This window comes from Flavobacterium sp. UBA7680 (assembly GCF_002482975.1).
In the GTDB taxonomy this organism is placed as follows: Bacteria; Bacteroidota; Bacteroidia; order Flavobacteriales; family Flavobacteriaceae; genus Flavobacterium.
The window spans coordinates 1-11,884 of the sequence record NZ_DLHA01000041.1; the positions used below are offsets into that span (position 1 = coordinate 1).

The following is an 11,884-nucleotide window of genomic DNA, read 5'->3' on the forward strand; positions in this document are numbered from 1 at the left end:
AACTTTGGTGTTCGTAAACGTTTATTAGAATATGATGACGTAATGAACTCTCAGCGTGAAGTAGTTTACAAACGTCGTCGTCACGCTTTATTTGGCGAGCGTTTAAAACTGGATATCGCTAATATGCTTTATGATACTTGCGAATTAATCGTAAGCAACAATAAAATTGCTAATGATTTTAAAAGTTTTGATTTTGACTTAATTCGTTATTTCGGAATTACTTCGCCAATTTCAGAGGCTGATTTCCAAAAACTATCAGATATTGAAGTAACTGGAAAAGTTTATAAAGAAGCTTTGGCTTTTTACACTGAAAAAACAGAAAGAAGCGCAAGAGAAGCTTTCCCTATTATTAGAGGAGTTTATGAAGAGCCAAACAATCATTTCGAAAGAATTGTAGTTCCATTTACAGACGGAATCAAAACTTTGAATGTTGTTACAGACTTGAAGAAAGCTTACGAAAGTGAAGGAGCGCAATTAATCGCTGATTTCGAGAAAAATATCACACTTTCTATTGTTGATGAAGCTTGGAAAAAACACTTGCGTAAAATGGACGAATTGAAACAATCTGTTCAATTAGCGGTTCACGAACAAAAAGATCCATTGCTTATTTACAAATTAGAAGCTTTCAACTTGTTTAGAGGAATGTTAGACAACGTTAATAAAGAAGTTATTTCATTCTTGTTCAAAGGTGATTTACCAGCTCAAAACGTTACTTCTGAAATTCACGAAGCAAGAGAAGTTCGTCAAAAAGAGAATTTACAATTAAGTAAAGACGAAATTCCTAACAGTGAAAGCATCAACCGTGAAGCTGGAGAAACACAACAGCGTCAGGTTACAGAAACGATTGTGAGAGATAATCCAAAAATCAATCGTAACGATACTGTAACAGTTCAGGAAGTTGCAACTGGTAAAACAGAAACAATGAAATTCAAAAAAGCAGAAACTCTTTTAGCTTCTGGAGCTTGGGTTATTGTTAAGGAATAATTATTTAGTATTTAGTTTACAGTCTCAGTTTACAGACTAGACGAATTACATATCAAACCCGACAGGTTTTAAAAACCTGTCGGGTTTTTAGTTATTTCTCAGTCGCAGTATTCAGTTTACAGACCGCGACTGAAAACTGTGACTGCGACTGTAAACTTTTTCAGAAAAAACTTTTTCCACAAACTCTTGGTAATAAATGCGAATTAAATGTATTTTTGCATTCGAAACATAGAAACCGCGTTTTGAAACGATTTTTGATCATATTGCTTTCATGCACACTTTTACTGCCCTCTTTTGGCAGTTTCTTTGTTTACACTTCTTTCAAACTTAATCAGGAAGAAATTTCAAAAACGATTTGCGTACAGCGAAAAATGGTTTTTAATTCCTGTAACGGCCGATGTGAACTTCAAAAAAGTTTAAAAAAATACTCGGATAACGAAAAGAAAATGCAGGACAATCTGAAAGAAAAAGCAGAAGTTGTTTACATTCAAAATTCAATTACAGCACAATACAAATTAATAGTTCCAATCGAAAATAAAACACAAAACTTCGGTGTTTTAGACAAAAAACCTATTTCGGTTTCGGTTGTAGCTTTCCATCCACCTTCCTTTTTTATATAATTTTTTAAATCAGATTTCATTTTAAACTGAAATCATTTTTCATTGTTTTAAAAACCAATGAAATAGCATTTATGCATACTTAAAATTTAAATCAAATTATATAAAATTCATAAAATGAAAAATACTTTATACAGAGCTCTTGCTATTGTAACCCTATCTATATCTTTATTTTCTTGTTCAAGCGATGATGACAGCAATAATGTTTCTGGAAACGGAAAACTTATATTAGAATTTGACAACGCTTACGGTGCAAATGACCTTATTTTAAACACACAAGGAAACACAACTTCAAACAGCGAGGTTCTAAAAGTAAGTTTAGTTAAATATATCGTTAGTAATGTAGTTTTAACAAAGGCCGATGGAACAACTTTCACATATCCAAAAAGCAAAAGCTATTTTATTGCAGATGAATCATCTGCTGAAGGGCGCGAATTTGAACTTACTGATGTTCCTGCCGGAGATTATGTAAAAGTAAAATTCGGGATTGGAGTTGATGAAGAACAATGGAAATTAGGAGCTGCCGGACAAGGGGATTTTCTTGCTAAGGCAGATGCTGCAGGAATGATGTGGTCTTGGGCTGCAGGTTATAAATTCCTTGCTTTCGAAGGTACTTTTACTTCACCAACTGTTACAACTGCAACACCTTTTATGATTCATACAGGTAAAACAGGAACAGATTACAACTATACTGAAGTAACGGTTGACATGCCAACAAAAGCATTGGTTCGTACTACAATTACTCCAGAAGTTCATTTAATCACAGATCTTTCGAAAATTATCGACGGTAAAAACAAAATCAAACTTTCAGACAACAACATGGGCGGAATGGGCGCGATGATTATGGGTGGCGCAAATTTGCCATTAATTACTCAAAACATCAGCGCAATGTTTAGAGTAGATCACGTACACAACGACTAAATTTATTTTCAAGAGCACAAAAGTTATAATTCCAAAGACCAAACGTCCCGTTATCCGCTATATCTTTTGTGGTGAACCCCACCACAAAAGGATACCGCTTCTACCGGGGCTAAACAAGAACTTTTGCGCTTCTTAAAACCGAAAAATCATGTTGAACATAAAATATTTCCTATACCTGATTGTACCTTTATTTTGGAGCTGTTCAAGTCAGGATGAGGATGCCGAATATGTAAATATTCCGCTTGAATTTAAAGTTCCGTCAAACTTTCCTGATTTGGCTTATAATATTGCATTAAATCCGCCGACAGAAAAAGGATTTGAACTTGGAAAAAAACTGTTTTATGATGGCCGTTTAGCTTCTGACGGAGTTGTTTCATGCGGTTTCTGTCATATACAAGCCAACGCTTTTACACATCACGGCCATACTGTAAGTCACGGTGTAGATAATGCACAAGGCACCAGAAATACACCTGCAATTCAGAATTTAGCTTACCAAAGTATTTTTATGTACGATGGTGCAGCGGATCATTTAGATTTACAGCCGCTTATTCCGCTTAAAAGCATTATCGAAATGAACGGTGATCTGAATGCGATTTTAAAGATGATGAAAGCCGACAAGGATTATCAAAAATTATTTGGGCAGGCTTTTGATGATGGCGCAATCACAACCGAAAATATGTTGAAAGCACTTTCGCAATTCATGGTTATGGTGGTCTCATCAAATTCAAAGTTTGACAAATACCGACGAAACGAAACTGGCGGAAATTTAACAGCTGATGAACTGGCTGGTTACGATTTATTTAAATCTAAATGCGCTTCATGTCATGCGACAGATTTACAAACCGATAATTCTTTCCGAAACAATGGTTTAGCAGTAAACCCAATGGTAAATGATGTTGGGCGTTATAAAGTAACTGACTTAGCAAGTGATTATTACAAATTTAAAGTACCGAGTTTAAGAAATGTAGAAGTTTCTGGACCGTATATGCATGACGGAAGATTTGGAACTCTGGAAGGTGTTCTAGATCATTATGCCAGCGGAATTGAAGATTCTCAAACATTAGATCCGATTTTGAAACAAAACGGAAAATTTGGGATTCCGCTTTCTGCGAATGAAAAACAACAAATAATTGCCTTTTTAAAAACGTTGACAGACACTCAATATTTGACTGATAAACGTTTTGCTGAATATTAGAATAAAAATATAGCCACAGATTTCACAGATTAAAAAATCAAATTGAATCTCAATAAAAAATCCTTATAATCTGTGGCAGAAAAAATAATTAAAATGAAAAAAATAATAGTAGCTTGTACTTTTTTGATTGGATATTCGGTCTTTAGTTTTACTCCAAAAGATAGTATTTCGGCGTTCACTTTTCATCGTTTGGAAATGATGGAAGATTTTGACTGCGATGCCTGCGGATGCTCTGCAAGCGGTGGAAGTATGGGTTTTAGTTCTATGCTGAACAATAATTTTATCGGTGTACGATATTTTAAACAAAATTATACAAGCCGTGACGGAATCTTTGCCAACTCGCCTTGGATTGACGAAAATTTCAACACCATTCAAGCTTGGGCAAGAATTCCAGTTACAGAAAAAATTCAGATCTCGGCTTTAATTCCATATCATTTTCACGAAAGACAATTAACCGCAGGCAGTGAAAACATTGAGGGTTTGGGAGATATTACAATTATGGGGCTGTATAAGCTTTATGAAACGAAAAGTGACAGCGCAGTTTTTACACATAAAGTAAATATAGGTGCGGGAATTAAAATTCCGACTGGTAAATTTACCGAAGCAAATAATTTGGGAACGGTAAATCAAAGTTTCCAATTAGGAACCGGAAGCTGGGATTACTCTGTAGTTTCAGAATATGTAATTAACCGAAAAGATTTAGGTTTAAATACAACTTTGAATTATATTTTTAAAACTGAAAACAGTAAAAATTACCAATACGGCGATCAGTTTAATTATGCTTCTACTCTATTTTATTTGTTCGATTTAAAAACGATTCAGCTAGTTCCGCAAGCTGGTATTGCTGGAGAGGTTTACCAAACCAATAAGCAGCACGGGTTAGATTTACCAAATACCGCCGGAGATATTTTGTTTGGAAAATTTGGTATTGAAGCCGGAAAGGATAAGTTCTCAATTGGTATAAATGCTATGCTGCCAATTAAGCAAAATTTATCTAACGGAAACATGGAAGCTAATTACAGATGGAGCATTAATTTAAATTATACACTTTAATCAAACTAATTATTTAAAAACCGAAACACATTTTGAAACGATTTTTCGTCATATTTCTTTCCTTTATGCTATTAGTACCCTCTTTTGGCAGTTTCTTTGTTTATACTTCTTTCAAACTTAATCAGGAAGAAATTTCAAAAACGATTTGTGTACAGCGAAAAATGGTTTTTAATTCCTGTAATGGTCGATGTGAACTTCAAAAAAGTTTAAAAAAATACTCGGATAACGAAAAAAGAATGCAGAACAATCTGAAAGAAAAAGCAGAAGTCGTTTACATTCAAAATACTATTGTGACTAGTTACAAATTCGTAACTTCAATAGAATCAAGAGCAAAAATCTTTGCTTCTTTTGACACAAAACCAATCTCGGTTTCAAATTCTACGTTTCGGCCTCCATCCTATTTTATATAAATTTCACACAATCGCTTTTCAATAGTTTTTGAAAAGATTTTTTCTTGCCGTAAAGTCAGGAAAAGCAAAAGTTACTTTAAAATTTATATAAATTTAAAATGAAAAAAATATACATTATCCTATTCTTTATAGGACAATTTGTCTTTGCGCAGAACAAGGTAGAAAAAGACACAACAAAATCACAAGAGCTTGAAAATGTTTTTATAACTGCCAACAGAACTGCTACTAAACGCAAAGAAACCCCTGTTGCCATTAGCAAAATAACAGCCAAAACCATTAACGAAGCAAAAGCAACGGCAGTTTATGAAATCATAAACAAAACGCCGGGAGTTTTAATGGTCAACTTAGGAAACGAACAGCACATGATGTCTATTCGTCAGCCAATGACAACTAATGCCTATTATTTATATCTAGAAGATGGTTTGCCAATTCGCCCAATGGGAATCTTCAATCACAATGCTTTATTAGAAATCAATCAGTATAATTTACAAAGCATTGAAGTTGTAAAAGGTCCGGTTTCTTCTTTATATGGTCCAGAAGCTGTGGGCGGAACAATCAATTTAATTTCGATAAAACCACCTGTTGATCCTGAATTTAAATTTGGTGTTCAGGCAGATAATTATGGCTACAGAAGATTTCAGGCTGCCGGTGGTGCAACCGTAGGAAAAGTTGGTTTTCATATTGCCGGAATTTCGAGTTTACAGGAAAACGGATGGATGACTTATTCTGATTATAACAAAGATAATCTGAATGCGAGAATCGATTATAACATCTCTCCTTCTACCCGATTGATAAGCAATACGATGTATGGAAAATATTATTCGGATATGAGCGGAACGGTTAACGAAGATGCTTTCAACAACAGAACATACAAAAGCACTTCTAATTTTACTTATAGAAAATCTGATGCTTTAAGAACCCGCTTAACGCTAGAACATGATTGGAACAGCAATTCAAGCAGTTACATTACAGCTTATTTGCGTGATAATAAATTAGGGCAAAATCCTTCTTACGGAATTAAATGGAGCCCTACTGTAAATCCTACAACTGCTAAAGGTGAAGTAAATTCAAATAACTTTAAAAGCTACGGAGCAATTGCCCAACACGTTCAAAAATTTGATTTACTTAATATGAAACTTGTTGCCGGAGCTTTATACGATTATTCTCCCGTAACCTATTGGTCCTATGTAATTGACTTAAAAGCAAACCTAAATCCGGGAGAAGCCGGTAAACAAACCGTTGATTCTTATGAAATTATAGCAGAACATCCAGATTCAAAATTAGCTGATTATACTGCAGATATTTATAATTATGCACAATATGCTCAATTTAGCTTTAACCCTTTACCAAAATTAGTTATAACAGTTGGCGGTCGATACGACAACATGAAAGTAGACTATAATAATGCTTTAGACAAATCTACTGGAAGCAAAGTGTATGACAAAACAACTTATAAAACTGGTATAAATTACAATCCGTTTGAGTTTGCGGGCATTTACGCTAATTATTCTCAAGGTTTTGCTCCTCCCGGAATTACCTCTATTTTTAGAACTAAACCCGGAACTGGAGGAACAACAGGCGTTCCAGCTGATTTTTATTACAACTTAGAGCCTGCAACTTTTGATAACGTTGAATTTGGAGGATGGTTTTCTTTGCTTGAAAATAAATTAAATTTTGATTATGCCTTTTATTATATGGAAGGTCAAAACGAGCTGTTAAACATCAAACTTCCAGATAACTCAACAGATTATCGTTCAGCAGGAGAAACCCGTCATAAAGGAATTGAATTTGGAGCTTCATATCGTCCTTCGCAACAATTTAATATTCGCTTGGGCGGAACTTACGCACAGCACACTTATATCGATTTTAAACTTTCGGACAAACCAACCGATCCTGTTCAGGATTTAAACGGAAAAGAAATGCCGGCTGCACCAAAATGGTCTGGAAATTCTGAAGTAAGTTATTATCCAAACTGGCTTCCTAATTTAAGAACTTCTATCGAATGGCAGCTTGTGGGAAGTTATTACCAAGATCAGATCAATACGGTAAAATACGACGGTTATAACATTTTTAACGCAAGAGTTGGTTATCAATGGAAAGGAATTGAAGTATATGGAAACGTAATGAACCTTACTGATAAATTATACGCTTACAACGTTTCGAGAGCAAATACCACAAACGCACAGCCAACATATACGGCGGCAGCTCCAAGAACATTTGTATTTGGAATTCAGTACAATTTTTCATTAAAAAAATAAAATTTATCTGCCACAGATTTCACGGATTAAAAGGATTAATCACAGCATTTTTAAATAAAAATCATTTTAATCTGTGTAATCTGTGGCAAAAAAAATAATCAAAAACAACTCAACTATGAGTAAAGAAACTAAAAAGAAATCTTCTAAGAAAGATTCTAAAATCGTAAAAAAAATCAAGCAGCACATGTACAAGTGGCATCGTGTTATTGGCTTAATTACCATTGTTCCTGTTATTTTCTGGACGTTATCTGGTTTGATGCATCCATTTATGGCGCATTTTTTCAAACCTGAAATTGCACACGAAAAACTGGAACAGCAAATAATCGACAAAAATCAGCTGAAATTATCTATTCAGGAAGTTTTACAAAAAAACGAAATCACTCAATTCAAAAATTTCCGAATCGTCTCTTTTAATAATATTACTTATTATCAGGTAAAAACCATTTTTGGTGAATTATGGTATTATGATGCTTCAAACGGAAAAAAACTGGAAGATGGAGATCAAAAATATGCGGAATGGCTTTCTCGATATTTTCTGGATGATCAAAAAAGTGCAGTAAAAAAGAGCGAAGTTGTAACCGAATTCACTTCGCAATACAAATATGTAAACCGTTATTTACCGGTTTACAAACTGACTTTTGACCGTCCTGATGCCATGCAGGTTTATGTTGAAACATCTTCCAGCAAACTGGCTACTTATAATCCAACTTCGAGACAGGCTTTTATCTGGTTTTTTGATACTTTTCATAATTGGTCATTTATCGATGCCATATCTAACAATAGTATCAGGATTATTACCATGATTTTTTTATTGTCAATTATTGGATTTTCTGCTTTAAGCGGAATCTTAATTTACGGTCTATTATGGAAACAATTCAAAAAAACAGACAATGCAGCGCCTAAAAAAGGTCTTAGAAAATACCACCGTCAAATTGGGATTTGGGTTTCACTTTTTACTTTGACTTTTGCTTTTAGCGGAGGATATCATGCCACAACAAAATGGGCACCTTATACTTTATCGCAAATGGTTTATGAACCTACATTTGTAACTAAAGAAATTCCGCTGGCCAATAATGCACTGGATTTAGACTGGACCCGTTTTCAAAATACAAGCATTATTACTTTAAACGACACAACTTATTTCCGTTGTCAATTGCTTGAAAAAAGTAAATTCAAGACTTCAAAAGTAGATTCTAATTCAAAATGGAATAAAAAGAAAGATCAAAAATCGGAAGTGATTTACATTAACACTGCAACTAACAAAGTTGTACCAAATGTTGATCTTCATTATGCTGAATATCTGGCTTACTATTTTACAGGCGGGGCTCCGCAAGCGGCTTGCTGTGAAATGATCGAAACTTCTGATGAACCCGAAGAATCAATAGAAAACGTAAAATTATTAGAATCAAAAGTTTTAACTGAATTTGAAAGCAGAGAATATGGTTTTGTAAACAAACGACTGCCTGTCGTGAAATTAGTGTACGACACTCCGGAAAAAACAACCTATTTTATCGAAACCTCAACTTCAAGACTGGCGGCTGTAGTTAAAAATGCAGATAAAGTCGAAGGTTATTCTTTTGCCATATTGCATAAATTTTTATTCATGGATTGGGCAGGAAAAAACATTCGTGATCTGGCCACAGTTTTAGCTGCATTGAGCATTTTAATTGTCAGCATTTTAGGTTTTATTTTATTCTTGAAAAAGTAAACAACTACACAACAACCTGCAAGGTTTTCAAAACCTTGTAGGTTTTAAGTTTTTAATATCTAGTCTTTTTTCGCCACGAATTCACGAATGTATTTGTATAAAAATTCATGAATTCGTGGCGAAAACTTTATCCTGTTTGTGTGTAATGTTACACCAAAATACCTACAAGGTTTTGAAAACCTTGCAGGATATCGTGAATTCTAATTCGTGAATTCGTGGCAGAAAACCCTCCCCAACTACAAAAAGTGGCTGGGGATTTTTTATATTTGGTGACTAATAAACCTTTTACAATAAAGAATTGAGAAAAAAGATTCAGTTTTCGTTATTACTAATTTGGACAATCTGTTTTAGTTATTTCTTTATTTTAATGCTGAAGCTAACCTTGCAGTACATTCCGTTAAAAAACGATGCTGCATTTCTCCAAATCAAACAAACCGAAGTTTCTGAAATTCCATATTACATTACCTTCTTTTACATTCATGTTTATTCGACGATTTTTGTTTTGCTTTCGGGATTCTTTCAGTTTAACAATTTTCTATTAAAAAAATATCCTCTTTTACATCGAAATCTTGGAAAACTATATGTTTTTATAATTCTGTTTTTAAGTGCGCCTTCAGGTTTATTTATTGGCTTTTTTGCAAATGGCGGATTTTATTCTAAAATATCTTTTATCACTTTATCCATTCTTTGGTTTTACTTTACTTTAAAAGGTTTTCTGTTCATTAAAAACAAAAATATCACGCAGCACAAGGCCTTTATGCTGCGAAGTTTTGCTTTAACATTTTCTGCCGTTACCTTACGTTTTTGGAAAGTGATTCTTGTATATTTGTTTCACCCTGCACCAATGGATTTATATCAAATTATAGCCTGGTTAGGCTGGATTCCGAATTTATTAATCATCGAATATTATCTTTATCATCAATCAAAAAAATGAAAAAACTCCTTTATTTATTTTTAGCCGTTTCGCTTTTTTCTTGTAATTCTAAAGAAAAACAATCCCAAATCAGTGATAATAAAATGCCCGAAGAAATTCGAACTGATTTATATGGTTCATGGGTTGGTGATTTTGTTATGGTCGAGCGTGATACGAGTATAACCTTAACAGAAAGTCCTAATAATAAAATCAATATTATTATTAAAAAAATTACAGGTGAAGAAGTCATCGGGCAAAGTATTGTTGCCGGAAACAAAAGACCTCTAAAAGGATATATGAAAAAAAAAGGAAATAATTTTTATTTTACTCTAAAAGAACCCGGAGATGATAAAAACGATGGTGTTTTTACTTTTGAAATACAAAATGATTCAATTTTAAAAGGAACATGGATTGCATATAATCCTAAAAAGCAAATCAGTAAAAGGGAATTTGAACTTGTTAAAAAACATTTTCAATACGATCCTAATGTAATGTTACCTGATGACGATTCTTATACTGATTATGAAAATCCAAAAGAAGAAGAAATAACAGATTATGGAATCGAAGAAGATTCATTAAATAATAAAGAACCAGAAAAGTATATCCAAAGTGTATTTCGTTCAGCTTCAGAAAGCATTACAAAACTCAATTCATCGACACAAAAACTTAAAGAATCGGATGTTAAAAACTTAAAAAAGATAGATTTAGAAATTCTTAGAAATACCATTTTTGCCAGACACGGACTTTCGTTTAAAACGAAAAAAGTACGCCAGTTTTTTGATCATATCGAATGGTACATTCCGGTTTCGACTAATGTTGACGATAAATTAACTTCTGTAGAAAAAGAAAATATTGTATTATTAAAACGTTTTGAAAAATATGCCGAAGATAATTACGATTCTTTTGGAAGGTAGTTTATAAGGTGCTAAGATTCTAAGTTGCTGAGATTCTAAGTTTTTCTCAACGACTCTCCTGCAAGTTTTCCAAAACCTTGTAGGTATAACATTTTAAGACTTTAAGTTTTTTTTCGCCACGAATTCACGAATGTATTTGTATAAGTGGATTCGTGGCGAAAAACTTTTCTTAAATACCTACAAGGTTTTGGAAACCTTGCAGGAAATCGCTATCTCGGGTTTTCTTCGTAATAACGTGCTTCGATTCTCTTAATATCTTTAATTGAATTTTTAGCCCACGCCAGACGTTTTTCTAGTATTTCTTCATCAGATAAATGCCAGTTAATATCTGAATTTCGTAGTCTGTTGGTAAGATTTTGGATGATGATCGCAGCAGAAACAGAAATATTCAAACTCTCTGTAAAACCCGCCATAGGAATTTTAAGAAAACCATCAGCTTTTTGTAGAATTTCTTCAGATAATCCGTCTCGTTCCGTTCCAAAAAATAAAGCGCTTGGTTTTGAAATATCAAAATCGTCAAGCAGACAATCATTTTCGTGAGGTGTTGTGGCTATGATTTGGTAACCTTGATTTTTTAAAGTAGAAATGCAGTTTGTAACCGAATCAAAGTTTTTGATATCAACCCATTTTTGGGCGCCCATTGCAATTTCTTTATCAATTCGTTTTCCGTAACGCTGTTCGATAACATTTAGCTCCTGAATCCCAAAAACCTCACAACTGCGCATTACAGCGCTTGTGTTATGCATTTGAAAAACATCTTCGACTGCAATCGTAAAATGTTTGGTTCGGTTTTCTAATACTTTTAAAAATTTCTCTTTTCGGTTGTCTGTCAATATATTTTCGAGAAATGTCAGGTAATCTAAATCAATCATTTTGTTTGTATTTGGCGCAAAAATACATATAAATCAACA

General features: G+C 33.6%; 10 protein-coding genes and 1 pseudogene. 10 read left to right on the top strand and 1 reads right to left on the bottom strand.

Translation table 11 applies throughout. The annotated features are described in order from the left end of the window. The 10 genes and pseudogenes from secA to B3C18_RS18030 form a co-directional block, all read left to right on the top strand. Window positions 1–984 (top strand): annotated as a pseudogene (secA, locus tag B3C18_RS17985) (preprotein translocase subunit SecA); the annotation flags it as partial. 242 nt (window positions 985–1,226) lie between these two features. After that, complete coding sequence (locus tag B3C18_RS17990; RefSeq protein WP_291149730.1) at window positions 1,227–1,604, top strand: hypothetical protein; 378 nt, start codon at window positions 1,227–1,229, stop codon at window positions 1,602–1,604. Window positions 1,605–1,718: 114 nt separating this feature from the next. Then, window positions 1,719–2,522, top strand: a complete 804-nt coding sequence (locus B3C18_RS17995) for an MbnP family protein (RefSeq protein WP_291149733.1) — start codon at window positions 1,719–1,721, stop codon at window positions 2,520–2,522. A 148-nt stretch (window positions 2,523–2,670) separates the two neighbouring features. Then, window positions 2,671–3,717, top strand: coding sequence for a cytochrome-c peroxidase (locus B3C18_RS18000; protein WP_291149736.1), 1,047 nt, complete (start codon window positions 2,671–2,673; stop codon window positions 3,715–3,717). Between the two features lie 93 nt (window positions 3,718–3,810). Continuing rightward, a complete protein-coding gene (locus B3C18_RS18005) occupies window positions 3,811–4,770 on the top strand; it encodes a transporter (protein ID WP_291149739.1) in 960 nt (319 codons plus the stop codon). 65 nt (window positions 4,771–4,835) lie between these two features. Beyond that, entirely contained in the window at window positions 4,836–5,180 is a 345-nt protein-coding gene (locus B3C18_RS18010) for a hypothetical protein (protein ID WP_291149742.1), read from the top strand. A gap of 98 nt (window positions 5,181–5,278) precedes the next feature. Further along, the gene (locus B3C18_RS18015) at window positions 5,279–7,438 is read left to right on the top strand and encodes a TonB-dependent receptor (protein WP_291149745.1); all 2,160 of its coding nucleotides are present in this window, start codon (window positions 5,279–5,281) and stop codon (window positions 7,436–7,438) included. A 115-nt stretch (window positions 7,439–7,553) separates the two neighbouring features. Continuing rightward, on the top strand, window positions 7,554–9,146 hold the full coding sequence (locus tag B3C18_RS18020) for a PepSY-associated TM helix domain-containing protein (protein WP_291149748.1): 1,593 nt from the start codon (window positions 7,554–7,556) through the stop codon (window positions 9,144–9,146). 367 nt (window positions 9,147–9,513) lie between these two features. Continuing rightward, a complete protein-coding gene (locus B3C18_RS18025) occupies window positions 9,514–10,080 on the top strand; it encodes a DUF2306 domain-containing protein (RefSeq protein ID WP_291149751.1) in 567 nt (188 codons plus the stop codon). Then, on the top strand, window positions 10,077–10,973 hold the full coding sequence (locus B3C18_RS18030; RefSeq protein ID WP_291149754.1) for a YARHG domain-containing protein: 897 nt from the start codon (window positions 10,077–10,079) through the stop codon (window positions 10,971–10,973). Before B3C18_RS18025 ends, B3C18_RS18030 begins: the two co-directional genes overlap by 4 nt. 209 nt (window positions 10,974–11,182) lie before the next feature. On the opposite strand, the gene B3C18_RS18035 is transcribed toward B3C18_RS18030, so the two are convergent. Continuing rightward, complete coding sequence (locus tag B3C18_RS18035) at window positions 11,183–11,845, bottom strand: TrmH family RNA methyltransferase (RefSeq protein WP_291149757.1); 663 nt, start codon at window positions 11,843–11,845, stop codon at window positions 11,183–11,185. Window positions 11,846–11,884 lie beyond the last annotated feature (39 nt).